Here is a 24,476-nt window from a genome sequence, read left to right as displayed (position 1 = left end):
CGCTCGTTGGGCTTCATGGTGGACCACGGGCCCTCGTCGAACGCCGTGCGTGCGGCCCGGACTGCACGGTCGACGTCCTCGGCGCCACCGCGTGCGACGGTGGTCAGCACCTGCCCGTTGGCGGGGTCGATGGTCTCGAACGTCTCGCCGCTGGCCGATTCCACCCACTGCCCGCCGACGAGGAATCGCTTGGTGCCGGACAGAAAGTTCCGTACCGACGGCAAGAGTTCCGCTTGGCTGGGTTCGATCGTCGCTGTCATCAAAACCTCCGAAGTTGTGAATGTGATGTGGCTCATAGTGCACTGATTGCCATATCACTAACTGTCCTGACTTCGGACACCTCCGGACGGTCGCGGATCGGTGGATGAAACTGCAGCTAGACGGTGATATCGAGGGCCCGCATCCGGACGTAGAGCGTGCTGCGGCTGATGCCCAGCGCGGCCGCGGCGTGCACCTTGTTGCCGCCACTTTCCTGCAGTGCGTCGACGATGGCCTGGCGTTCGGCGCGTTCGCGGCCCGCCAGCCGGGACACCCGCGGCGGCGTCCGATACTGGTCGGGCAGATCCGCGACAGCGAGGTGCGCACTGGCGCGCCCGCGCGCGGCCGCCTGCAACACGACGGACAGTTCCGCGATGTTGCCCGGCCAGTCGCGGGCGATCAGAGCGTCCAGCGCGCTCGCCGAGAGCCGGAGGCCCGGTTCGACGGAGTCGAGGACCGCCTGCGCGATGTCCGCGAACTCGCGGGTGCGTTGCCGCAGCGGCGGCAGCACCACCTGTCCGGGGCACCGGCCTGCCAGACCGGCCACTCCCGGCGGCAGGTCACCGAGCGGCGAACTGGTCATCACGATCCGGGGACCCGCGTCGGCCGCCAGCATCTTCACGACCAGCGGCAGCATCGATTCGGGCAGCAACTGCACCTCTTCGATCGCCAGGACCGCGGAGGGTCCCGCCACCAGGGCGAGCAGTCGATCGATCCAGGCCTCGGCGCCGTCGAGAGCGATCGTGGCAGCGTCCATACATACGAGCGACCGGTCGCCGGCCAGATCGCGGACCGCCGTGGTCCTGCCGGTTCCCGGTTCGCCGCTGATCACCACCGGATCCCGGGTCTCGCGCAGCCGCGACAACTCCGACCTGCTGCGTTCGACGACGGAACTCGACGGCGACTTGCCGCGCCGGATGGGGGTGCTCGTCCGGCGGTCCGGGCGGACGACGAACACCGCGCCTCCGTCGGTGCCCGCCACGTGGTCGGCCCGGACCAACGCCGGTTCGCCCGAGGACAATCGGATCCGCACCGTCTTCGACTGCTCCGGGCGCAGGTCCGCGGCAAGCCCCCGCAGCGTCGCGTGATCGGACACCTGGAGCAGGTCGAGCGCGACCCGGTTGCTGAGCAGGATGTCCTCGCCGATCGCGGTGACCGCCATCTGATTCTGCGGCGACACCCGCTGGAACGCGTCCACGAGCCGCTGCTGCGACACCCGGGACCCCTCGAGCAGCCGTCGCTCGATGTCGCCGGCCGCGCGGGCCAGGAACGGGGCGAACAGCGGGTTGGCCCGCGACGCGACGCCCGTCATGTCGAGGATGCCCTCGACGCGGCGCGTCACCGGATGCACGATCGGGTGTCCGTAACAGCTGAGGTCCTTGAACCGCTCGAGGTAGTGCTCCTCGCCGTGGATCACGACTCCGCGCCGGACCTCCAGCGGCGTCCCCAGCGCGGTGGTCCCGACGCAGTCCTCGCCGAACCTCGACCCCAGCACCGCCCCGGCGCCGTCGATCAGGCGCTCGAGTTTGCGGCCGTCGAACAGCCGGGCGACGATGCGGCAGTCGCGGTCGGCGAGCAGGACACAGAAACCGGTGCCCTGGATCTGCTGTTCCATCTCGTCGAGGACGGGCCGGGCCGCCTGCAGCAGCCGACTGGACTTGTCCAGGTCGGGGCAGGGATCATCGCTCGGCGTCGACGTCGGTTCCAGCCCGCTGAGCGCCGAACGCTTCCAGGACAATGCGATCTCCGGCCGCATCGCCGCGTGCCCGGTCGTGCCGCCAAACTCCAACCTCGACTCCTTGCCGCGCGCGGATCCGGTCGTGCACCGGTGCACGACTCACATCCGAACGTACCCACACCGTGTGACCCACGCCATAGTGCCCGCGGGCGCGGCGGGCAACTGTCCGGATTCTGGACAGTGCCCCGATCGATCAGCCGAACAGGCCCCGCACGAACGGGATGGTGTCGGCCTGCGAATCGACGAGCGTGCCGCTGTGGTCGGTGGGATACGTCGTGAACGTGACCGGCTCACCGTTCGCGGTGAGCGCGGCGACCAGCGAGAACGCCGACGGCGCGGGCACGTCGATGTCGGTGAGCCCCTGCCCGATGAACAGGGGACGGTCGTATCCGCTCGTCGGGACGCCCATGTAGTCCACGAGCATGCCGTGGAAGTTCGGAATCGTGTTCAACGGCTTGCTGAACAGGTCACCGACCACCACACCCTCCGCAGCATCGTGAAGTTCGTTGACGCACAGCTGTTCCGCAGCGTCCACGTAGTGCGCGCCGAGGGGTGTGAGGTACGAGTCGAGGTCGATCTCGGGGTGCGCCGACCGCAGTCCCGCGAGGATGTAGAACAGGTACGACGTGAGGCCGGCAGGGATCGCCGTGGGTGGCACCCCCGGCCCGAGCGGCAGCAGTGCCAGTTCGATGTTCGCGGGAACGCCCGTTCCCACGGCCCCGCGGTAGTCCAGCGTCTCCCCGCCGAACTCGGTGGCGTAGCGGGCGGTGGTGATCGCGGCCCCACCACCCTGCGACTGTCCGACGACCACCCACTTGTTCGACAGGGACTCGTCGACGGTGCGGGCGGCCTTCACCGAGTCGACGACGCTGTGCGCCTCGACCTTTCCGTCGAGATAGGGCATCACACCGGGTGTGCCGAGACCGACGTAATCGGTGGAGACGACGGCGTATCCCTGCTCGAGCCAGCGTCCGAGGTACGGGTAGTCACGCTCGGGGAGCGCAGGACCGACGAGCGAGGGCGCGCAGTCGTCCGCGAGTCCGGACGTGCCGTGCGCCCACGCGACCACCGGCCAGCCCCCGTCGGGCGCGTCCCCCGGTGGCACGTACACGGCACCGCTGCTGAGTGCGGGACCTCCGTCGGACCCGATCGACCAGTACGTGATTCGCTGTGCGTCGGCGGTACCGGGGATCCAGAGGTCGGCGGGCAGCGGCTCGACGTCCACGACGCTCCCCGGCGTGCGGTCGGCCTCGTCGGCGAACGCGGCCGGGGAGGCGAGGCAGGTGCCGGCGACCGTCAGGGAGGTGATCGCGACGGTTGCCGCGGCTCGCGCCATACGTACCGAGTGTGTCTTCACCGCTTCAAGATCCCACACGTGAGCGGCAAAGCGTGCCGGAGCACTCTTTGCCGCTCACGTGGGCTAGTGCTGGGCGGCCAGATCCCGTCCCCTGGTTTCCGGGATCGTGACCAGCGCGACGGTCGAGACCGCGATGAGCGCGAGGGCGTACCACTCGAACAGTTCCGGCGACCCACGGTCGGCGAAGAACGTCTGGACGTACGCCGCCGTCCCGCCGAACGCCGCCACCCCGATCGAGTACGGCACCCCGACACCGGCGGCGCGCAGCCCGGTCGGGAAGAGTTCGGCCATCATCGCCGGCATGACCGACAGGAGCGCGCCCATCACGAACAGGGCGATCGCCATCGCGAAGAACAGGGTGAGCGCACTGTGCCCGATCATGGCGTTGAGCGGAAACAGCAGGGCCGCGATGCCGAGGTTGCCGATGTACAGCACCGGTTTGCGTCCGATCCGGTCCGACACCGCACCCCAGAAGGGCAGCGACGCAATCAGTACGAGGTTCGCGCCGACCCCCGCCCACAGTGCGCCGGACGGATCGATACCCCGGACCGTGATCGCGTACGCCGGCGCCGACACCGCCCACACGTAGTAGACGACGGTGCCGCCGACCGTGAAGAACAGGATCTGGAACACCTGCCGCCGATGCACCACGAACAGTTGCCACATCGACCGCTTCGTGGTGTCCTCACCCGACTCCTCGTAGACCTCGGTCTCGCTCATCCGGGACCGCATCCACAGCACGAACAGGCCGAGCACGCCGCCCAGCAGGAACGGCACTCGCCAACCCCAGTCGGCCATCTGCTCCGAACTCAATGTTGTCGTGAGCAATGCGCCGAGCAGCGTGCCCACCACTACTCCGGTGGTGTTGGAGATGTAGATGAGGCTGGACCAGAGTCCGCGCCGCGCCGTCGGCGCGAATTCCACGATGTAGGTCTGCGCGGACGGTAATTCGCCGCCGTGCGCGACGCCCTGCGCGAGACGCGCGACGACGAGGACGACCGCCGCCGCGACACCGATCGTCTGATGGGTCGGGGTCAGGCCGATGACCAGGCTGCCGATCGCGGCGAGGCCGACGGCGAGCGTCATGGACAGCTTGCGTCCCCGGCGGTCCGACAGCCAGCCGAACAGCAGACCGCCGAACGGCCTGGCAACGAATCCGACGGCGAAGACGCCGAACGACGCCAGCAGGTCGGAGACGGCGGACCCGGTGTGGAAGAACTGCGGGGCGAAGAACGCGGCGAACGTGGCGTAGACGGTCCAGTCGAAGTACTCGATCCCGTTGCCCGTGCCCACGCCGACGATCGCGCGAGCCTTCTCCCAGCGCTCGGACCGCTGACGGACGGTGGGCTGGCCTGCGTTTACGGACCCGCTTTCGGTAGCGATCCCGGTCATCGTGCGTCACCTCCGGCCGCGGCATTCTCGAGCCGGGCATCGCCGGACTTCGCCTTTTCCAGACGTCGAACGGCCAGCCCAGCGTAGATGGTGGCGGCGTCCGCGAGCACCGCGTCGTCGAATTGCGCCCGCGGCGAATGGTTCATGGGAGCCGCAGCGGGGTCGGCGCCGGGCATGCACGCGCCCAGCCCGATGAACGCGCCGGGCACCTCCTGCAGGACGTAGGAGAAATCCTCGGACCCGGCCATCGGATGCGTGACCGTCTCGTAGCGGTCCTCGCCCATGAGGTCGCTGACGACTTCGGCGCCGAACGCGACCTCGTCCACGTCGTTGATCGTCATCGGGAACTCCGGGGCCACGTCGACCTCGACGTCGACGCGTTGCGCGGACGCGACCCCCTCGAGCACCCTGCGCAGCGCTCCCGGCACCTTCTCGTACGTGGCGGACGAATAGCACCGGACGGTCGCCTCGAACCGCGCATCGTCGGGAATGATGTTGTGCCGCGATCCGGCCCGCACGTTCGCGACGGTCACGACGACGGGGTCGAACACGTCGAACGTCCGGGTGATCATGGTCTGCAGCGACGTGATCATCTCGGCCATCGCGGTGATCGGATCCCGGGCGGTCGACGGGGACGAGCCGTGGCCACCCGCCCCGCGCACCGTCACGGTCAGTTTGTACGACGCCGCGAGCAGGGTGCCCGCCTTGGAGAAGAAGCGGCCCTGCGGCCTCTGGCAGGAGAAGACGTGCATGCCGTACGCGGTGTCCGCGCGCCGACCGGACGCGTCGAGGACGCCCTCGTCGACCATCACCTTGGCGCCGTCCCACCCCTCCTCGCCGGGCTGGAACATCAGGACGACGTCGCCCGCCAACCGGTCGCGGTGCCGGCTGAGCAGTTGCGCGGCCCCGACGAGCGCCGCGGTGTGCAGGTCGTGCCCGCATCCGTGCATGGCGCCGTTCTGCGCCGCGAAGTCGAGTCCGGTCTGTTCGGTGACCGGCAGTCCGTCCATGTCGGCGCGCAGCAGCACCGTCGGCGCGGCGCCCGCCGAGCGTCGGCCACCCCGGAGCACCGCGGTCACGGACGTCGTGCGGGTTCCCGTCGAGATCTCGAGCGGCAGTCCGTCCAACGCCGCGAGGACCGTTTCCTGCGTGCGCGGCAGGTCCAGACCGACCTCGGGTTCGCGGTGCAGTACACGCCGCAACTGCGCGAGGTCGCCCTGCAGAGCGCGGGCGTCGTCCAAGAGATCCATTGCTCTCCCTTATATCGGTGGTCACGTTCGGGACCGAATGCGTCGGTGGTCATATGCTGTGAGCCACGGAACGACGGACCACCGATAACGTCGAAAACGATCATTCTCACCGAATCAGAAAGAGCTTTATGAGCGAGATGCTGACCGAATCCGAGCTTTCGCTCATTCACGCCCTGCAAATCCGTCCCCGGGCGACGTGGGCCGAGCTGGCCCCGATCCTCCGCGCGACGTCCGCGACCCTCGCACGGCGGTGGGAATCGGTCACCGAGCGCGGACTGGCCTGGATCACCGCCTATCCCGCACCGATGACGGGTGCGGGGGCGTTCACCGCGATGATCGAGGTGACGTGCGACCTCGCCGGCACGAAGACACTGGTCGAGGCGCTCACCCGGGACCCGCGGGTGTCGTCGATCGAGCATGCGGCGCGTGGCCGGGACCTCATCCTGACCGTGCAGACGGGGTCGTTGCACGAGTTGTCGGACCTGGTGCTCGAGGAGTTGCCCCGCCACCCGAGCGTCAATGCGACCCGGACGCACACGTGCACCGCACTCCACGCGGAGGGCAGCCGGTGGCGCCTCGACTCCCTGGACACGGCGCAGTCCGCCGCGATCGCGGCACTGGAGAACACCCCTCTGCAGTCCGGATCGAGCCGGCCGGAGAGCCTGACGGACGAGGTCGCCCGCGCGCTCGTCCGCGAACTCACCCGGAACGGCCGGGCGTCCGCGCGCGAGATCGCCGCGGTGATCGACCGGCCCGCGTCCTCGGTGCGCAGGCAACTCGCCGGGTTGCTGCGCTCCCGCACGGTAGTGCTGCGCTGCGACGTCGCCCAGAACGCGACGCGGTGGCCCATCACCGTCACGTGGTGGTGCCGCCTGCCCGTGCGCGCGCACCGCGACGTCGTGGAGGTCGTCAACACCCGCCCCGAACTGCGCTTGTGCATGTCGATGACCGGACCCGCGAACTTCCTCGTCAGCATGTGGGTGTCTTCACTGCCCGACCTGCTGCGGGTGCAGGAGTGGCTGGAGACCCGCGCCCCCAGCCTCGAGATCATCGACTCCTCGGTGACGCTCCGGTCCCGGAAGCGGATGGGGTGGGAACTCGACACCCACGGCCGCGCGACCGGTTATGTCACCGCGCACGGCGGCTGACCGCTACGGTCGAATGCGCCATCATCGGACCGGCTGGAGCAGGTGATCCCCCGTGACCTCTACCGCGAAAACGTCGACTACCGGCGAGCGTGCCGACTTGCTGGAGTCGCTGGCGAAGCACCGGTACCTGCTCCGCCACACCGTCCGCGACCTCACCGACGAGCAGGCGGCCCGGCGCCCGACGGCGAGCGTGCTGTGCCTGGGCGGACTCGTCAAACACGTGTCGGACACCGAACGGGTGTGGGCCGATTTCATCGTGCGCGGCACCGACGCCGTCCGCAGCGGCCCCGTGGACGGCACCGGCACCGGCAATCGCGAGAAGGAATTCACCCTCCGCGCCGACGAGACCCTGGCCGGCGTCCTCGACCGTTACGCGAAGGTGGCRCACCGGACCGACGAGATCGTGGCCGCGCTGCCCGACCTCGACATCTCGCATCCGCTGCCGAAGGCGCCGTGGTTCGAACCGGGATCGCGCTGGTCCGCGCGCCGGGTGCTGCTCCACATCATCGGTGAAACGGCCCAGCACGCCGGGCACGCCGACATCCTCCGGGAGGCTCTCGACGGGTCGAAGACGATGGGCTGAGTCAGCCACGTTTGCGGGCCTCGATGAGGAACCGGGTCGAATGGGCCACAAACGGGCCGTCCGCCTCGATCCGGTCGTGGAGTTCCCGCAGACGGTCGCGGTACTGCGCGGCGGTGAAACCGGGCACCATCCAGATCACCTTGCGCAGGAAGTAGACGACGGCGCCGATGTCGAAGAACTCGATCCGCAGAGATTCGAAACGGAGATCGACGACCTCGAGTCCCGCGGCTTCCGCATCCGCGCACTCGTCCTCGTAGTGGCGGCCGCGGCGCACGTTCTCGGGTTGCGGCCCCAGGAAGTACTCGACGAGTTCGAAGACGCTCGCGTGCCCGACGTGCTGGGAGAAGTACGTGCCTCCGGGTTGCAGGACGCGGGCGATCTCGTCCCACCACACCGTGGCCGGGTGCCTGCTGGTCACCAGGTCGAAGGCGCCCTCGGCGAACGGCAGCGGCGGCTCGTCCGCGTCGGCCACCACGACCGCACCGAGCGGATGCAGTAGCGCCGTGGCCTTCGCGACGTTCGGCGGCCACGATTCCGTCGCCACCATCACGCGAGGCATCGTCGCGGCGCCGGCGAGGACCTCCCCGCCCCCGGTCTGGATGTCCAGAGCGGCGTTCGCGCGCCCGAGCCGTTCACCCATCAGGCGCTGATACCCCCACGACGGCCGCTGTTCGGTCGCCCGGCCGTCGAGCCAGGAGAAATCCCAGCCGTCCACCGACACGGATTCTGCCTCGGCCACCAGATCCTCGAATGTGCGTGCCATGCGGGGAAGCCTGACAGAAAGTCCAGGATCGATCGAGCGGATTACCGGGGGAAGCACCGGGCAGCGGCCGATGTTGAACGGGACATGACCGCACCGGAGCATCGCGTTCGAATCGCCGAGGAACGCGTCGACGCCGAGCGTCGCATAGCCTCGCTGACCGGCCGTTTCACCGCGATCGTGGAGGGGTCGGAATTCACCACGGACGACGACGAACACGATCCCGAGGGCTCGACCATCGCGTTCGAACGGGCCCAGGTGTCGGCGCTGCTGGCCGATGCGAGACGCGAGGTCGAGGATCTGGCGGCGGCGCAGCAGCGGCTCGACAGCGGGACGTACGGCCTCTGCATCCGGTGCGGCCGGCCGATCGCCGAGGTTCGGCTCGACGCGCTCCCCGCCGCCCTGACGTGTATCGACTGCGCCGGTTAGGGCAGGAAGGCTCCCCACTCGCGCGCAGCCACGTCGCGGGCCCGGCGATGGTCGTCGGCCTCGGGACGGATCCCGTCGGCGAGGTCGGCGAGGGCTTCGGCCAGATCGCCGACATCGACCTGATGCCGCATGGAGGAGTCGAGTAGTTCGTCGAAGGCCTGGTCCGCGCTGTACGAGCTTCCGCGCGCGGTGGTCAGGATCTGAATTGCAGCGTCCAAAGCGGACAGGTGCCGTGTCGCGCGGGTGTCGCGGTGAGCTTCGATCGTCAATATTCCGCCTCTGAGGTGTCGCCACTGGGCGTTGCCGGTCTGGTGTGACCACATCACATCACGAACCGGTGGTCTACGTTGCCGAATCGAGACCGTGTCCGAAAGTTGTTTCTCGACAGCAGGATACGAACTCCGGCAAGATACTTGTAACTCTCGTTACTACTCCCTGGTTCTACCCGTCGGTAGGGGACGGACGGTGCCACCGAACGGAGGCCGGATGGGCGCACGGCGCTTTCCTGTGGTCGCCGTTCTCGTCCTCGCGGCGGCCTCGGGTTGCGCCGACGAACACGCCGCGTCGCCGGAACCAGGCCGAGACGAGGCATCGATCGTGGACGCCCTGCATCAGTGGCCGCGCGACTTCGCGAACAAGGACGTGGCTGCGGTCTGCTCGCTGTTCGCCCCCGATGTCGTCGTGATCTACCCCGGCACCGAGGACCGCAACTACGACGCCACGTGCGCGCAGTTTCAGCGGGTACTCACCGTCCCCGACCGGACGTTCACCTATGCGGCGCCCGAGATCGCCGAAGTGCTCGTCGACGGCGACCTCGCCGCGGTGCGCCTGGTGTGGCCGCTCACCGTCACCGACGCTTCGGGCACTGTACTCGAGAGTGTCCGCGAATCGGGTGTCGACGTGTTCCGCCGCCAGCCGGACGGCAGCTGGAAGATCCACGTGTCGCACGCCTTCCCGTTGACCGAATAGCGCATTTCTGAATGGCTCCAGAACAGCGGATCGAAACCGAGCAGACCGGCCATTCCGGAATACTGGTTTCCGGGTGGAGGTCTCCGCCCGACGCGATCGGACGGCCATGCGCCGCGCAGTCCCTGTGGACCCGTGTGACCAGAACTGTTCAGAATCGGGATGATTGACGTGAAACTCGTCGTCGACCTCAATCGGTGCCAGGGTTACGCGCAGTGCGTGTTCCTCGCACCCGACGTCTTCACTCTGCACGGAGAAGAGGCCCTCCTCTACGACGCGGGCCCCGCCGACGGCGAACGCGAGCACGTGTCGCAGGCCGCCGCGGCCTGCCCGGTGCACGCCATCACCACGGACATCCCCACCCACCACGATGGGGAGTGACGTGCGGATCGTCATCGTCGGCGCCTCGCTCGCCGGGGTACGCGCGGCAGAGGCGCTACGGGGGCAGGGCTTCGACGGTTCGCTGACCCTGATCGGCGACGAACCCTACGAACCGTACGACCGGCCGCCGCTGTCGAAGGCCGTCCTCCTCGGGATCATGCCGCCCGAACACGCGGCGCTCCCCTACCGTTCCGACCTCGACGCGAAGTGGCTGCTCGGCGTGCGGGCCACCACCCTCGATCTGGAGAACAACCGGGTGGTGCTGAGCGACGGCGACACCGTCGAGTTCGACAAGGTACTGATCGCGACCGGCGTCCGCGCCCGGCCGTGGTCGAACTCGTCCGAGGCGGCACTCGACGGCGTCCTCACCGTCCGCACCTGCGACGACTCCCGACGTCTGAGCGAACGGCTGTCTGCCGGACCGCGCCACGTCCTGGTGATCGGCGCCGGCTTCACAGGTTCGGAGATCGCGTCGGTGTGCCGGGAGCGCGGGCTGTCCGTGACGGTCACCGAGCGCGGCCCGGCACCGCTGGTCGGTGCGCTCGGCGGGGTGGTGGCGGCGGTCGCCGCCGACATGCAACGCGACCACGGCGTCGACCTGCGCACCGGGGTCACGGTGACCGGACTCGACGGCGACAGCGACGGACGGCTGTGCCGCGCGCACCTCTCGGACGGGACCACACTCGACGTCGACGTGGCGATCGTCGCGCAGGGCAGCATCCGCAACACCGACTGGCTGTTCGGATCCGGTCTCGCCGCCGGGCCCCGCGGGGTCACGTGCGACGCCGGCTGCCGGGCATTCGACATCAACGGCATCGTCACCGACAACGTGTTCGTCGCCGGTGACGTTGCACGGCAACCGCATCCGCTCTACGACTACCAGTTGCTGGCACTGGAGCACTGGGGCAACGCGATCGGCCAGGCCGAGGTGGCAGCGCACAACATGATCCACGACGGCCTCCGCCGGCGACCGCACCTGGAGATTCCGGCGTTCTGGTCCAGCCAGTTCGGCGTCAACATCAAGTCCGTCGGCATCCCCACCTACTCCGATCAGGTGGTGATCACCCAGGGTTCGGTCACCGACCGGCGATTCGTGGCGGCGTACGGCTTCCGTGGTCGCGTCACCGCGGCGGTGGCGTTCAATCAGGGGAAGTGGCTCGACTTCTATCGGGGGCTGATCGAGTCGGCGGCGGAGTTCCCACCGGACTTCGACGTCATGGACCGGGCGGAGCCGTTCGAGGTGCGGCCGTCGGAGTTGCCGGACCCGGCGGTTCTCAGCCACGGCCCGACCGTCGCGGTGACCGGTCATCTGCCCACCGAACGTCGTGTCGAGTTCGTCTCGCTACCGAAGTAACAGGGAGAGTGTCCATGTCGCGTGCGCAGTTGTTCGAGCGGATCACCGACCAGGCGAACCGGCCGAATCCGTATCCGCTGTACGAGGAACTTCGTGAGACGCGGGTGGCGCCGCAGGACAACGGTTCCTTCCTCGTCGGCCGGTACTACGACGTGATGGCGCTTCTGCACGATCCGAGGATCAGCTCCGACCTGCACAACCGGGGGCCGGGGCTTCCCGGGGCGGATCGTGCCGGCGACGGGCCGGAGTCCTTCCTCAAACTCGATCCGCCCGAGCACGATCGGTTGCGCCGATTGACGACGCGACAGTTCGGTCCGCCGCACAGCCCCGACCGGATCGACTCCATGCGTGGCGAACTCGCAGAACTCGTGACGAGCCTCGTCGACGGGCTCGACGGGAAGGGCCGCATCGACATCGTCGACGACTTCGCGTACCCCTTCCCCGTCACCGTCATCTGCCGACTGCTTGGCGTGCCTCACGAGGAGGAACCCCGGTTCCACGCCTGGGCCGACGCGTTGGTAGCGGCCATCGACCCGCGGCGCAGCAGCGCCGACAACGAGCAGGTGAAGGCGGCGCAGCAGGCCCAGATGGAAATGGCCATGTTCATGGCCGGTCTCATCGAGGACCGTCGCCGCAATCCCGGCGACGACATGCTGTCGGGGCTGGCCAACGATTCGGGGCCCGACGGCCAGTTGAACACCGTCGAGTTGGTCACCAACTCCATCCTGCTGTTCATCGCCGGGCACGAAACGACCGTCAACCTCATCACCAACGGCATGCTGACCCTGCTGCGCAATCCCGATGTTCTCGAGCGGCTTCGCGCGGAACCGGACTTGATGCCGCAGGCCGTGGAGGAATTGCTCCGCTTCGAACCGCCCGTGCACCTGCTGGGCCAGCGAACGCCGATCGTCGACATCGAGATCGACGGCGTCACCGTTCCGAAGGGGTCGCCGCTCGTCCTGGCCTTGGCGTCGGCCAATCGCGATCCCGAACGCTTCATCGACGCCGACCGGTTCGTCCCCGACCGCGAGGACAACCAGCACGTGGGTCTGGGCAGCGGCATCCACAGTTGCTTCGGCGCTCCCCTCGCCCGCCTCGAAGGGCAGATGGCGCTCGCCGAACTCATCCGCCGCCTCCCGAATCCGCGGCTCGTCGAGGATCCGCCGCCCTACCGGCCCAACCCGGTACTGCGGGGTCCCCGGCACCTGTTGGTGGACTGTGGGTGACAGGGGCTGACCGGCTCCCCCGCGCATGCGCGATCAACTCACCAGGATGATGCCGGTGGTTGATGCGCGGTCTTCGGGTGGGGTCGATGTGCGGCGGTGGGATCCATTCGGTCCGGCCCGCGTGAGTGGAATGCGCGGGCGCGGACCTCGTCGCCCAGCCGGCCAGTCCGTCGTTGACCTGGGCATGGCATGCGTCGCAGACCAGGGCCAGACCTTCGATGTCGGTGCGCCCGCCTTTGTGCCAGTCCGTGACATGGTGCACCGCACACAGACTCGCCGGCGCCGAACACCCCGGCCGGGTGCAGCCCCCGTCTGCCGCGATCAGCGCGAGCCGCTGGTCGGCACCGGCCAGACGACGCCGTCGACCCAGGTGCAACGGACGACCCGCACGATCGAACAGTGCGAGCACCGGATGCGCTTTCTCTGCCAGGGCCAGTGCGTCCTCGATCGGGAGCAGGCCGCCGGTAGCCGTCGTGGCCAGCCCGCCGGTCGCCTTCTCCAACTGCTCGAGGGTCATGGTGACGATCACCGTCGTCGGCAGGCCCTGGTGCCGGCCGAGCACCCCCGACTCGAGCAGCGTCCGGAACACCGCGCTGAACGCGTCGTGATTGCGCTGCGCCGCGGTGCGGGTATCGCGTGCGGCCGCGGCAGCCAGCACGTCACGATCGATCGCCGGGTTCTCGCCGTCGCCGGCCGGTGAGTCGGGATCGTCCGGGTTGTTCATTCCGGGCCGCGCCCACTTGGCGAGGATCGGATCGAGCATCGCCCGTGCGACGGGATCGAGTTCACCGGAGATTCTCGACATCAGTTCGGTGTCCTGCCGACCGATCGAAATGCCACGCCGGCGTTTCCGGTCGCGGTCGTCGCCGAGACTCCCGTCCGGATTCAGGTACGCCAGCAGCCGGTGCCCGGCCTGCTCCACGTCCTCAGGAGTTGCGCTTCGCGCCAAGGTGGCCAGGACGGCCTCGGCGTCGGCTACCGCGTCGTTGTCGACGGCGTGGGGAATCTTGCGCATCACTTTCGCGATCGCCCGCACATGATCCGCTCCGATGTCGCCATCACTCTGTGCCGCAGCGGTTTCCGGCAAGACGGGTGGCATCGGATCGCCCGCCAGGGTGTGCCACACCCCCAGCTCACGGGCGGCGGTGACCCGGGCGGACGCGTCCGCGCCCGAGATCCGGAGCGCCTCGATCAGCAGCTTCTTCGGCGAGGTATACCCCAGACTCGCCGGGACGGAGCGCTCCACGGTCTCCACCACCAATCGGTGGGAGACCGCCTCCGTGCGGCGAAGGGACTGCTCCACCCCGCGCATCACCTCGACCACCTCGCCGTCCGACAGCTCGGTCAAGCCTGCATCGAGCAACCCGTCCACCGCGGCAGCGAGCATCGACAGATGCTCCGCCACCCGGCTCCCCACCGACCCCCCAGTCGAACTCATGTGCGAATACTATCGCGAGGGTCCGACAAGTTTCAGAGGCCGCGGTCCCGCAGCGACTCGGACGGCGTCACACCGTACTTGCGGCGGTAGGCGGCGGCGAATCTGCCGGTGTGCATGATCCCCCAGCGGGTGGCGGCTTCGGAAACGGTTGCACAGGAAGCGCTTCCGGTCAGATCGGCGTGCACACGTTCGAGGCGCACGTCGACGAGGAACTCCATCGGCGTCATGCCCACGTATTCGCGGAACCCCTGCTGCATGCGCCGGACGCTCACGCCGACGAGTTCGGCCATCTCGCCCGCCGTCCAGGGGCGTGCCGGATCCTCATGGATCGCGTCGATGACCCGCTTGACGATGCGGGGGCGGATTCCCGACGAGCCGGTGTCGTCGTCCGGCATCGCGGTGAGCACGAGAGCGGTGGTCAGGGCACCACACAATTGCTGCGACACCATCTCACTGCGCAGGAGGACGCTGTCGTGCAATGCCTGGTCGGCGATGGAACGGACGAGTCTGAGCCACTCCGCTCCGGCGCCCGCGCGCAGGTCGAGTTGCCGCGGCAACACCTGACCCGGCCTGGCGAGCACGCGGTCCATCTCCCTCTGCAGGTAGCCCCGGTCCACCTTGAAGCCGATGATCTCGCAGGAACTGCTCCAGTTGGTGATCACGGTCCGGGTGTCGGGCGGACAGATTGTCGCCAGTCCCGGCGTCGACGTCACTTCCATGCCGCCGGTGACGGACACGATGTGACCGGTCAGGGGGATGTTGATGCCGTACGCGCCGGGATGGTCGGACTCGATGGCCACGGCTGCCCCGAATCCGATCCGGGCAAGCCGCGACGCCCCCACGTCGGACGATTCCAACGACGACCGCGCGGCGTTATCACGCGACAGCGGACGCAGTTCGTGGGGGAAGTACGCGTCCGCAACCACCTCGTGAACCTCGTCCCAGTCGGTGAAACCGGGGCCCTCCAGCTGTCCTCGCATACGTACGTCCAGACCTCTCACCTCGCGCTTCGGCGGCGTTCGAGCAACTCCCGACCCTAGCATCGCCTGTGACTCACGTCACTGCAAGGCCCTGCGCCGCACCTCCGCCAATCCCGTTTCGCGTTCCGGATCGGCGGTTCGCAATGCGGATCGACGGACTGTGATGCCCGTCATACGTTGTGCAGGTGCCCCCAAACGCAGGGGTGATCGCACGAATCGTGCAGAAAGGCGGTCACGAAAAATGGATCAGCGCACTCTCCGTAACATTTTCGGTCAGTTCGCCAGTGGCGTCACCGTGATCACGTGCGCCAACTCCGACGGCGAGCCGCACGGGGCCACCGTCACCGCGTTCACTGCGATCTCGATCGAACCTCGGCTGTGCCAGGTGACGTTGACCCGGAAATCGAAGGCGTGCAGCTACCTGGGTGACGCGCCGTTCGCGGTGAACATTCTGGCCGCCGATCAGCTCGATACCGCCATGCATTTCGCAGGCAAACCACAACGGACGGAACCGGTGTGGGACGACTCCGGCATCGCTCCCGCACTGTCCGGCAACGCGGCGACGCTGACCTGCGCACCCTGGGCCTCCTACGATGGCGGCGATCACATCATCTTCATCGGGGAGATCGTCGACGCCTCTGTCGACTCGGCCAAGGACCCACTGCTGTTCTACCGCAGTACCTTCCACGATCTCGGCGCCGCGTCCGGCACCACGGCGTGGAACGGCTGCCTCGACGACCCCCACAGCGGATGGTTCGACGCCGCCGCGTCCTTCACGCCCCTCCACTTGCAGCTCGCCCAGGCTGCCTCGTAATCCTGACGAAAGGAAAACACCATGACCACCACCGAAGCTGCCCCCGAGAACGCCGTCGACCGTAGCAAGGTCAATGTCGCTGCGGACTGTGAGGCGAACCGCACCGCGAACTTCGCGTCGCGCCCGATGACGGGTGACGAGTACATCGAGTCGCTGCGCGACGACCGGGAGATCTACCTGCACGGCGAGCGTGTCAAGGATGTCACGACGCATCCGGCGTTCCGCAACCCGATCCGGATGACCGCCCGCCTGTACGACGCGATGCACACCGGCGAGCACGTCGAGACCCTGACGACCCCCACCGACACCGGCAACGGTGGGGTGACGATGCCCTTCTTCCGGGCGTCCAAGACGTCGGACGACCTGCTGAAGGACCGCGACGCGATCGCCACCTGGGCACGGATGACGTACGGCTGGATGGGCCGCAGCCCCGACTACAAGGCGTCGTTCCTCGGCACCCTGCATGCGAACAAGGAGCTGTATTCGCCGTTCCAGGCCAACGCCGAACGCTGGTACAAGGAATCGCAGGAGAAGGTCCTGTACTGGAACCACGCGATCATCAACCCCCCGGTGGACCGGCAGCTTCCCCCGGACGAGGTCGGCGACGTGTTCATGAAGGTGGAAAAGGAAACCGACGCCGGCCTGATCGTCTCCGGCGCCAAGGTGGTGGCCACCGGTTCGGCGATCACCAACTACAACTTCATCGCGCACTACGGGCTGCCGATCAAGAAGAAGCAATTCGCCCTGATCTGCACCGTCCCGATGGACGCCCCGGGGGTGAAGCTGATCTGCCGCACGTCCTACACCCAGCAGGCCGCGGTGATGGGCAGCCCGTTCGACTACCCGCTGTCGTCGCGGATGGACGAGAACGACACCATCTTCGTCTTCGACAAGGTGCTGGTGCCGTGGGAGAACGTCTTCATGTACGGCGATGTGGACAAGATCAATGCCTTCTTCCCGCAGTCGGGGTTCCTGCCGCGCTTCACCCTGCAGGGGTGCACGCGGCTGGCCGTGAAGCTCGATTTCATCGCCGGTCTTCTGATGAAGGCCCTCGACGCCACCGGAGCGGGCGGGTTCCGCGGCGTGCAGACCCGCGTCGGTGAGGTGATCGGCTGGCGAAACCTGTTCTGGTCACTCACCGAATCGATGATCCGCGACCCCGAGCCGTGGGTGGGAGACACCGTCATCCCCAAGCTCGAATACGGCCTCACGTACCGGATGTTCATGCAGCAGGGGTACCCGCGGATCAAGGAGATCATCGAGCAGGACGTCGCGTCGGGCCTGATCTACCTGCCGTCGTCGTCGGCGGACTTCAAGAGCCCCGAGGTCCGGCCGTACCTGGACAAGTACGTCCGCGGCTCCGAGGGCATGCCCGCCGTCGAGCGGGTGAAGATCATGAAGGCCCTGTGGGATTCGGTGGGCAGCGAGTTCGGTGGCCGCCACGAGCTGTACGAGCGCAACTACGCCGGCAACCACGAGGGTGTGAAGGCGGAACTGCTGATGTTCGCGGAGAACCGGGGAACGGTCAGTTCGATGAAGGGTCTGGCCGAGCAATGCCTTGCCGAGTACGACCTCGACGGCTGGACCGTGCCCGACCTCATCGGCAACGACGACGTCTCCTACTTCGGCCGCAGCTAGCCCCTCGAGACCAGGAGAATCCATGACCACCATCGAAAGCCCCACCGCGGTCGGCTCCGGCAACGCCGCCACCGACAAGTTCAAGGGCGCCAGATTCACCGCCGACACTTCGCCGGAACGCCTGTCCGCCATCGCCACCGAGGCGCTCGCCGGGTTCGGCGCGCTGATCCGAAAGCACGCCGTCACCTACCCGGAGTACCGCGTCCTCAAGCAGTGGCTTATCGACGTCGGCGAGGGTGGCGAATGGCCGCTACTCCTCGACGTGTTCGTCGAGCACGAGATCGAGGAGGTGAACTCCCGGAACTTCCAGGGCACCAAGGGGAGCATCGAGGGACCGTACTACGTGCCCGGTGCGCCCGAACTCCCCGCGCGGTGCGCCCTTCCGATGCGCGACGAGGATCGGGCTCACACCGCGCTCGTTCTCCGGGGCCAGGTCACCGACCTGGACGGCACGGGGCTCGGCGGCGCCATTATCGAGCTGTGGCATGCCGACGACGAGGGCTATTACTCGCAGTTCGCTCCCCACCTGCCCAAATGGAACCTGCGCGGAACCATCGTCACCGACGCGGAGGGTCGGTACGAGATCACCACCATCGAGCCTGCGCCGTACCAGATCCCGACCGACGGCCCCACCGGGCAATTCATCAACTCCGCCGGCTGGCACCCGTGGCGTCCGGCGCACCTGCACCTGCGGGTGACGTCCCCGGGCAAGCAGCCGATCATCACGCAGCTGTATTTCGCGGGTGGCGACTGGATCGATGACGACGTCGCCGGCGCGACGAAACCCGAGCTCCTCCTCGATCCGCAGCTCGACGACACCGGGCGTAAGGTCGTCACCTACGACTTCGCGCTCGATCCCGCCGCGGATTGAGCCACGGCCCATTCCCCCGGGCGACGCGAGAGATCGCGTCGCCCGGGGTCTCGACGTTTGTGGAGGAATCAACATGGCGAACACATCCGAAGCGCGGACGACGGAATTCGTGCACACCGCGTCGGCCGTGATCGAGGTCGTCGTCGAGGGCATCGGCCCCTCGGTGATCCTGCTGCCCTCGCTCGGCCGCGAGTCGTACGACTACGACGACGTCGCGAGTGGGCTCGCGCGCAACGGGTTCCGGGTCTCCCGTCCGCAACCGCGCGGCATCGGCCGAAGCACCGGTCCGCTGGAGGACATCACGCTGCACGACCTGGCCGCCGACGTCGGAGCGGTGATCGAGACACAGGACAACGGCGCGGCCGTCGTCGTCGGTCACGCCTACGGGCACTACGTCGCACGAATRCTCGCCGCCGACCGGCCCGACCTGGTGCGCGGCGTCGTCGTCGCGGCGGCGGGCGCCCGCAACTACCCGGCCGCACTGACCGCGCTGGCGGTGAAGTGCGCCGATCCCTCACTGCCCGACGCGGAGCGGATCGGCTACCTGCAGACCGGATTCTTCGCGCCGGGCAACGACCCGACGGAATGGCTCAGCGGCTGGTATCCGGAGGTGTCGAAGGGGCAGCTCGCAGCGTCGGCCGCCACACCCAAGGACGAATGGTGGGCGGTCGCGCACCAGCCGATTCTCGACCTGCAGTCCGCTCTCGACCCGTTCCGGCCGCGCGAGACGGCGAACGAATTGCGGGACCGGTTCGGCGAATTGGTCACCGTGAGCGTCGTCCCGAACGCGAGCCATGCGCTGATGCCGGAAGCGCCCGCACAGGTTGTGCGGGCGCTCACCGACTGGATTCGGGGTCTCGACAGCTGAGGGGTCAGATCCTCTCGAAGATCGCGGTCAGCCCCTGGCCGCCGCCGATACACATCGTCTCGAGACCGTAACGGACTCCACGACGGTCCATCTCGCGCAGAAGCGTGGTGAGGATCCGCACTCCCGTAGCGCCGACGGGATGCCCGAGCGAGATTCCCGAACCGTTGACGTTGGTGCGGTCGAAATCCTGCGCACCGAAATTCCATTCACGGGTGACGGCCAGCGCCTGCGCTGCAAAGGCCTCGTTCAGTTCGATGAGGTCGATGTCGGCGAGCGTCAGCCCGGCGCGCTTCAGGGCCCGTTCGGTGGACGGCACCGGTCCGATGCCCATCTCGGACGGCTCCACACCCGCCACCGCCCAGGTGACCAGGCGGGCGAGCGGCCGGAGACCGAGACGCTCCGCCTGCGCCCGGGTGGTGACGAGACATGCTGCCGCACCGTCGTTCTGTCCGCTGGCGTTGCCTGCAGTGACGGTCGCGTCGGGGTCGGTGGCGCCCATGATTGGCCGTAGACGCGCGAGTGACTCGAGCGTCGTGTCGGCGCGGGGATGCTCGTCCCGGTCGACGAGCCGCGGATCACCCTTGCGGACCGGGACTTCCACCGGCACGATCTCCTCGGCGAACTTTCCCGAGTCGATGGCGGCGACCGCCCGCTGGTGGGAGCTGACCGCGAGTTCGTCCTGTTCCCGGCGGCTGATGCCGTACCTGCGGCGCAGGTTCTCCGCCGTCTCCAGCATGCCGCCGGGCACCGGGTAGTTGCGGCCGCCGGCGGTGACACGTCCGCGGGCGAGCCGGTCGTGGAGCGCTGCCGGGGCGCCCTTGGCTCCCCAGCGCATCGACTCGGTGTAGTACTCGGCGCGGCTCATCGACTCCACGCCACCGGCGATCACCAGTTCGGCGACCCCCGTCTGTACCCGCATCGCCGCGTCGAGCACGGCCTGCAGACCCGATCCGCAGCGGCGGTCGAGTTGCTGACCGGGAACCGTCACCGGCAGGCCCGCATCGAGGGCCACGACGCGGCCGATGGCAGGTGCCTCGCCGTTCGGGTAGCACTGACCGAAGATCACGTCGTCGATGCTGCCCGGATCCACGCCGGTGCGGTCGAGCAGTTCGGACACCACACGGGCGCCGAGGTCGGCGGCGGGAACGTCCGTGAACTGGCCGCCGTATCTGCCGACGGGGGTGCGGAGGGGCTCACAGACGACGACATCGGTCGCCTGGGCGTTCGAATTTTCAGGCACTGCGGAAATCCCTTTCGTGATCGGTCCAGCGCTGCGCCCATTCGCGCAGTTCGACCGCTCGGATCTTGGCCCCGTTACCGCCCACGGTGGTCGGCATTTCCTCGATCATGTGCACGGCGGCCGGAACCTTGAACGCCGCCAACGACTCTGCGCACCACGACTTGAGTTCGGCGGCGTCGACGTCGGCGTTCTCGGCCGGGACGACGAACGCGACGGCTTCGGTGTATCCGCCGGTGCCGGTGACTCCGACGACCTTCGTGAGGTGGACGCCGTCGTGTTCGGCGATCCGGTGCTCGATCTCGGCGGGATCCACCAGGAATCCGCGCAGCCGGAGCACATCCCCCATCCGGCATACGTATGTATAGCCGCCGTCTCCGGTCGCGACGGCGAGGTCGCCGCTGCGGAACCAGCCGTCCGACGTGAATGCTCGCGCGGCCGCCTCCGGATTGCCGAGGTACGCGTCGACGACGTTCGGTCCGCGCACCTGAAGCTCGCCTTGCTCGCCGTCGGGGAGAACGGAATCGTCCAGTGGGTCGGCGATCCGGATCTCGATGGCGGGTTCCACCGGACGCCCGCCGCCGTTCCAGCGCACGGCTTCCGGATCGGTGACATCCCACAGCAGCATCAGGGCGAACACCTCGGAGGACCCGAAGACGCCCGTGGTGACGGCGTCGAATTCGTCCCGCACCCATGCGGCCACCTCGTGTGAACGGCCGAGGAAGTCGGCGATCCCGAGCCGCTTCAACGAAGAAAGGTCGGCGCGGTCACCCCCGTGCCACGTGTCGAGGAGACGGGTGAAGAGGTCGTCGCCGCCGACCACGTGTGTCACCTTCAGCGACTGCATGCGGCCCAGCGTGGCCGCGGCCTCGAAGACGGGCTCCATCAGCAGCGCGCCGCCGCCGGCGAGAGTCGCCAGGGCCGTGCTGAATCCGAACACTCCCGACACCGGCAGCACGCAGAGCGTGACGTCGCCGGGCTCGACGTCGAGGACGACGGCGTCGGCGCGGGCGTGCCGGACCACCGCGGATTCCCGATGGGCCGCGAGTTTCGGAACGCCGGTGGAGCCGGACGTGGTGAACGCGACCGCGAGCGGGTCGCCGGGATCCGCCCGCTCGCCCGCGGCGGTCGTGGTGGCCATGTCGGGTGTCTCCGGCACCCGAACACCACCGGTGTCCGCGCTGCCCGCGGTCCAGGCGCCGCCGCCGAGGTCGAACCGCGCCGGATCGGGAGCCTCGCCCCCGGCCGCCGGGCCGCGCACCACCGCGACCGCCGGTGCCGGGAGATCGACGGACTGCTGCGCCTCGCCGAGTCGCCCGAACAAGTCGAGGCCGTGGAAGTGGTCCGCCACGGCCACCACCGCGGGTCGCGCGGAGGTGAGGATGTGCGCGATCTCGTGCGTGTTGTAGCGGGTGTTGACGCCGATGACGTGTGCGCCGACGGCCGACGAGGCGAGCTGCCAGACGATGGCATCGGACCAGTTCGGCAGCAGCACAGCCACACACTGGCCGCGGCGCACACCTACCCTCGAGAGTTCCGATTTCAGAGCCTCGACGCGGTCGCGGAGGTCGGCGCGGCCCGAGACGATCGGTTCGCCGTCGACGACGTCGATCGTGGCGGGGGCCGTCGGGTCGGCCGTCACGAGTGCGTCGAGCAACGCGGCGAGAGTGTCACGGCGCGTGGCCGTGTCGTGCGCCGTCACGAGAGCACCGCCGTGGTGCGCAGTTCCGTCAGCCAGCCGTCCGCCACCGACGCGAAATCGTCGATCTCCTCCATCGGGTAGTGGCCGATGTCGTCGAGCAGGGTGAACGTCGCAGATCCCGGCCGGGCAGCCTCGATTCTCGCTGCGGCCTGCTCGACGAGTCCGGCCTGGATCCACGGGTCCTGCGCTCCGGCGACGAGCCTGATGGGGCAGGTGATGTCGGCGAGACGGTCCCGCACGTCGTGCGTTCCCCAGGCGATGAGGTCCGAGGACGAGATCTCCGGGTCCTCGCGCTTGTGCATCGTGGCGATCAGGCGGGCCTGCGGTTCGGGCACGGACCGCCCGATGGACGCCAGGGTGCCCAGGTACGTGCGGTCAGCGCGGCTGGGTCCGGCGACGTCCTCGAGTTCGCGACGCAGACCGCCGACGCTGACGCGGCCGGGACCGGCCTCCGCCTCCATCGCGATCGCCCCGGCCAGCGGCCGCGACGGGCGGGTCGCGAGTTCGAGTGTCAGCTTGCCCCCGATGGAACATCCCATCACGAACGGCCGCTCGACGGCGAGGGCGTCGAGGACCTTCCCGAGCCAGTCCGCGAACACCACGATGCTGGTGATCGGGCCGTCGACCGCGGGCTCGGAACGCCCGTGGCCCGGAAGGTCGGGGACGATCACCCGGTAGCCGCGGTCTGCCAGTGCGGACGCGGCGTGGCGCCACTGGACTCCGCTCTGCCCCGCGGTGTGCAGGCACAGGACGGTGGGCGTTTCGATGTCCCGACGATTGTCGGGGGTGACGATTTCGACGAAGCCGAGCGCGCCGTCGATTTCCAGGTACCGGGCCTCGATCACGACTGGGCCTCCCTTCCGCACGTGAGTGGCAAAGTGTGCCCCGACACGCTTTGCCACTCACGTGCGGCGGCGCGGGCATGGGCGATGACGATGTCGAGCGGCTTGGTGAGTCGCAGGTACTCGTACCCGTCGCCGCTGGAGGAGAATTCACCGCTGATCGCGCGGCGCATGAAGTCGTTGTGTTCGGCGACCACCAGGTCGACCCACGTCACGGCCGGGATGACGAGCGTGAACGTGGCCCCACCCGGGACGCGGCGCGCGACGTCGATGATCCGGCCGCGGTAGATCCGCAGGTGCACCTCGCGGGACCCGCCCGAGGCGTCGGTGCAGCGCAGGCCCACCGTGCCGTCCCACGTCGCCAGCGAGGACGCGAAGGCAGGATCGGCGGAGAGCGATTCGCGGAGAACCTCTCCCCAGGCGGGGGTGCAGAAGTCCACCGCCGGGTCGTATCGAACTCCGGCGGGGTCGGGCAGGCGCCACGTCTCGATACCCTGCTCGCGGACCGACCCGCCGTCGTCGACGAGCCGCACGTGGCGGTCGAGAACCGCTCCGTCCGCCGACTGTTCGACCCGGGTGACGACGGATTCGACGCGGACGACGTCGTCATCCGTCACCGCAGACTGCGAATTCCATTGCAGCCCGGTACGTGTGGCTGCGACCGCCGGTCGTGGGGCGAGCAGCCCCGCCACGGCGATTCCCGTCAACGATGCTTCCGGCAAGGCCAGTGCGAGTTCGGAGACTCGCCGGGCGTCGCTCACAGCGCGATCGCCGACGGCGATGCTTGTGGTGAGTGTGCTCATTCGGCAGCCCTTCCCAGGAGTTCGTCGGAGATGATCCGCATCTGGATCTCGCTGGTGCCCTCGAAGATCTTCGTCAACCGGGCATCGCGCCAGTGCCGCTCCACCTGGAAGTCGGTGGTGTACCCGGCACCGCCGTGAATCTGCACGGCCTCACTGGTCACCCGCTCGGCCATCTCCGTGGCCACCAGCTTGCACATCGACGCCTCCAGCGAGCACCGACGGCCGGTGTCGATATCGGTGGCCACCGCATACATCAACTGCCGCGCGGCCTCGATGTCGGCGGCCATCGTCGCGATCTTGAACCGCAGATGCTGGAAGTCGGCCAACTCGTGCCCGAACTGACGGCGGGTGTGCAGGTACGCGATCGAATCCTCCAACGCACCCCGAGCCAGACCGATCGCCCGGGCCGCGGTGTGCGCCCGCCCGACCTCGAGACCGGAG

25 protein-coding genes are annotated in these 24,476 nt (G+C 68.5%); 11 read left to right on the top strand and 14 right to left on the bottom strand.

The genetic code is table 11. From position 1 onward, the window contains the following. The 5 genes from AC1DWT_RS38475 to AC1DWT_RS38455 all read right to left on the bottom strand — a co-directional run. A partial coding sequence (locus AC1DWT_RS38475; protein ID WP_477924651.1) for an aldehyde dehydrogenase family protein occupies positions 1 to 260 on the bottom strand: 260 nt, incomplete at its 3' end. Positions 261 to 376: 116 nt separating this feature from the next. Then, positions 377 to 2,014, bottom strand: coding sequence for a sigma-54-dependent Fis family transcriptional regulator (locus AC1DWT_RS38470; protein WP_206016002.1), 1,638 nt, complete (start codon positions 2,012 to 2,014; stop codon positions 377 to 379). Between the two features lie 175 nt (positions 2,015 to 2,189). Then, positions 2,190 to 3,332: an alpha/beta hydrolase family protein gene (locus tag AC1DWT_RS38465; RefSeq protein ID WP_477924649.1), complete on the bottom strand. Its 1,143-nt coding sequence runs from the start codon at positions 3,330 to 3,332 to the stop codon at positions 2,190 to 2,192. Between the two features lie 84 nt (positions 3,333 to 3,416). Next, the gene (locus AC1DWT_RS38460) at positions 3,417 to 4,745 is read right to left on the bottom strand and encodes an MFS transporter (RefSeq protein ID WP_206013439.1); all 1,329 of its coding nucleotides are present in this window, start codon (positions 4,743 to 4,745) and stop codon (positions 3,417 to 3,419) included. Further along, the gene (locus AC1DWT_RS38455; RefSeq protein ID WP_206013440.1) at positions 4,742 to 5,995 is read right to left on the bottom strand and encodes a M20 metallopeptidase family protein; all 1,254 of its coding nucleotides are present in this window, start codon (positions 5,993 to 5,995) and stop codon (positions 4,742 to 4,744) included. The genes AC1DWT_RS38460 and AC1DWT_RS38455 overlap by 4 nt, the downstream gene beginning before the upstream one ends. Positions 5,996 to 6,123: 128 nt before the next feature. On the opposite strand from AC1DWT_RS38455, the gene AC1DWT_RS38450 reads away from it, so the two are divergent. Both AC1DWT_RS38450 and AC1DWT_RS38445 read left to right on the top strand, forming a co-directional pair. Beyond that, positions 6,124 to 7,143, top strand: a complete 1,020-nt coding sequence (locus AC1DWT_RS38450) for an Lrp/AsnC family transcriptional regulator (RefSeq protein WP_206013441.1) — start codon at positions 6,124 to 6,126, stop codon at positions 7,141 to 7,143. A 52-nt stretch (positions 7,144 to 7,195) separates the two neighbouring features. Then, positions 7,196 to 7,726, top strand: a complete 531-nt coding sequence (locus AC1DWT_RS38445) for a DinB family protein (RefSeq protein ID WP_206013442.1) — start codon at positions 7,196 to 7,198, stop codon at positions 7,724 to 7,726. A 1-nt stretch (position 7,727) separates the two neighbouring features. Here AC1DWT_RS38445 and AC1DWT_RS38440 read toward each other — a convergent pair whose 3' ends face one another. After that, positions 7,728 to 8,489, bottom strand: coding sequence for a class I SAM-dependent methyltransferase (locus AC1DWT_RS38440; RefSeq protein ID WP_095862303.1), 762 nt, complete (start codon positions 8,487 to 8,489; stop codon positions 7,728 to 7,730). Positions 8,490 to 8,573: 84 nt separating this feature from the next. Between AC1DWT_RS38440 and AC1DWT_RS38435 the strand changes: the two genes are divergently transcribed. Next, on the top strand, positions 8,574 to 8,915 hold the full coding sequence (locus AC1DWT_RS38435) for a TraR/DksA family transcriptional regulator (RefSeq protein WP_206013443.1): 342 nt from the start codon (positions 8,574 to 8,576) through the stop codon (positions 8,913 to 8,915). Here the strand turns inward: AC1DWT_RS38435 and AC1DWT_RS38430 are convergent. After that, complete coding sequence (locus AC1DWT_RS38430; protein ID WP_072948135.1) at positions 8,912 to 9,184, bottom strand: ANTAR domain-containing protein; 273 nt, start codon at positions 9,182 to 9,184, stop codon at positions 8,912 to 8,914. The two genes, AC1DWT_RS38435 and AC1DWT_RS38430, sit on opposite strands and share 4 nt — an antisense overlap. Positions 9,185 to 9,401: 217 nt before the next feature. Between AC1DWT_RS38430 and AC1DWT_RS38425 the strand changes: the two genes are divergently transcribed. From AC1DWT_RS38425 to AC1DWT_RS38410, 4 genes are all read left to right on the top strand, one after another. Further along, positions 9,402 to 9,884 carry a YybH family protein gene (locus AC1DWT_RS38425; RefSeq protein ID WP_206013444.1) on the top strand — a complete coding sequence of 161 codons (483 nt, stop codon included), beginning with the start codon at positions 9,402 to 9,404 and terminating at the stop codon, positions 9,882 to 9,884. A gap of 159 nt (positions 9,885 to 10,043) precedes the next feature. Further along, positions 10,044 to 10,262 carry a ferredoxin gene (locus AC1DWT_RS38420; RefSeq protein WP_206013445.1) on the top strand — a complete coding sequence of 73 codons (219 nt, stop codon included), beginning with the start codon at positions 10,044 to 10,046 and terminating at the stop codon, positions 10,260 to 10,262. Further along, positions 10,252 to 11,616 carry an NAD(P)/FAD-dependent oxidoreductase gene (locus AC1DWT_RS38415; RefSeq protein WP_206013446.1) on the top strand — a complete coding sequence of 455 codons (1,365 nt, stop codon included), beginning with the start codon at positions 10,252 to 10,254 and terminating at the stop codon, positions 11,614 to 11,616. The genes AC1DWT_RS38420 and AC1DWT_RS38415 overlap by 11 nt, the downstream gene beginning before the upstream one ends. A 14-nt stretch (positions 11,617 to 11,630) precedes the next feature. Next, a complete protein-coding gene (locus tag AC1DWT_RS38410; RefSeq protein WP_477924644.1) occupies positions 11,631 to 12,842 on the top strand; it encodes a cytochrome P450 in 1,212 nt (403 codons plus the stop codon). On the opposite strand, the gene AC1DWT_RS38405 is transcribed toward AC1DWT_RS38410, so the two are convergent. Further along, positions 12,739 to 14,280, bottom strand: a complete 1,542-nt coding sequence (locus tag AC1DWT_RS38405) for an HNH endonuclease signature motif containing protein (protein WP_241031332.1) — start codon at positions 14,278 to 14,280, stop codon at positions 12,739 to 12,741. The genes AC1DWT_RS38410 and AC1DWT_RS38405 overlap by 104 nt on opposite strands. 32 nt (positions 14,281 to 14,312) lie before the next feature. Then, a complete protein-coding gene (locus tag AC1DWT_RS38400; protein WP_095862298.1) occupies positions 14,313 to 15,260 on the bottom strand; it encodes an AraC family transcriptional regulator in 948 nt (315 codons plus the stop codon). Between the two features lie 241 nt (positions 15,261 to 15,501). Here AC1DWT_RS38400 and AC1DWT_RS38395 point away from each other — a divergent pair, with 241 nt between their 5' ends. The 4 genes from AC1DWT_RS38395 to AC1DWT_RS38380 all read left to right on the top strand — a co-directional run bounded on the left by AC1DWT_RS38395 (position 15,502) and on the right by AC1DWT_RS38380 (position 19,451). Then, positions 15,502 to 16,074: a flavin reductase family protein gene (locus tag AC1DWT_RS38395; RefSeq protein WP_206013448.1), complete on the top strand. Its 573-nt coding sequence runs from the start codon at positions 15,502 to 15,504 to the stop codon at positions 16,072 to 16,074. Positions 16,075 to 16,095: 21 nt separating this feature from the next. Then, complete coding sequence (locus AC1DWT_RS38390) at positions 16,096 to 17,712, top strand: 4-hydroxyphenylacetate 3-hydroxylase family protein (protein WP_206013449.1); 1,617 nt, start codon at positions 16,096 to 16,098, stop codon at positions 17,710 to 17,712. A gap of 22 nt (positions 17,713 to 17,734) precedes the next feature. Then, positions 17,735 to 18,583: a catechol 1,2-dioxygenase gene (gene catA, locus AC1DWT_RS38385; RefSeq protein WP_072948068.1), complete on the top strand. Its 849-nt coding sequence runs from the start codon at positions 17,735 to 17,737 to the stop codon at positions 18,581 to 18,583. A gap of 73 nt (positions 18,584 to 18,656) precedes the next feature. After that, positions 18,657 to 19,451, top strand: coding sequence for an alpha/beta fold hydrolase (locus AC1DWT_RS38380; protein WP_477924640.1), 795 nt, complete (start codon positions 18,657 to 18,659; stop codon positions 19,449 to 19,451). A 4-nt stretch (positions 19,452 to 19,455) separates the two neighbouring features. Here AC1DWT_RS38380 and AC1DWT_RS38375 read toward each other — a convergent pair whose 3' ends face one another. From AC1DWT_RS38375 to AC1DWT_RS38355, 5 genes are all read right to left on the bottom strand, one after another. Next, entirely contained in the window at positions 19,456 to 20,691 is a 1,236-nt protein-coding gene (locus AC1DWT_RS38375; RefSeq protein WP_206013451.1) for an acetyl-CoA C-acetyltransferase, read from the bottom strand. Then, entirely contained in the window at positions 20,684 to 22,390 is a 1,707-nt protein-coding gene (locus AC1DWT_RS38370; RefSeq protein ID WP_206013452.1) for an AMP-binding protein, read from the bottom strand. Before AC1DWT_RS38370 ends, AC1DWT_RS38375 begins: the two co-directional genes overlap by 8 nt. Further along, on the bottom strand, positions 22,387 to 23,235 hold the full coding sequence (locus AC1DWT_RS38365; protein ID WP_206013453.1) for an alpha/beta fold hydrolase: 849 nt from the start codon (positions 23,233 to 23,235) through the stop codon (positions 22,387 to 22,389). Before AC1DWT_RS38365 ends, AC1DWT_RS38370 begins: the two co-directional genes overlap by 4 nt. After that, complete coding sequence (locus AC1DWT_RS38360) at positions 23,232 to 24,035, bottom strand: hypothetical protein (RefSeq protein ID WP_206013454.1); 804 nt, start codon at positions 24,033 to 24,035, stop codon at positions 23,232 to 23,234. The genes AC1DWT_RS38365 and AC1DWT_RS38360 overlap by 4 nt, the downstream gene beginning before the upstream one ends. Beyond that, positions 24,032 to 24,476 (bottom strand): acyl-CoA dehydrogenase family protein (locus tag AC1DWT_RS38355; protein ID WP_477924636.1); only part of this gene is annotated, 445 nt, incomplete at its 5' end. The genes AC1DWT_RS38360 and AC1DWT_RS38355, both read right to left, overlap by 4 nt.

Source organism: Rhodococcus sp. P4_B6, from assembly GCF_056402215.1.
Note: the sequence above shows the minus strand (reverse complement) of the source record. Positions and strands in the feature narration are given on the sequence as shown.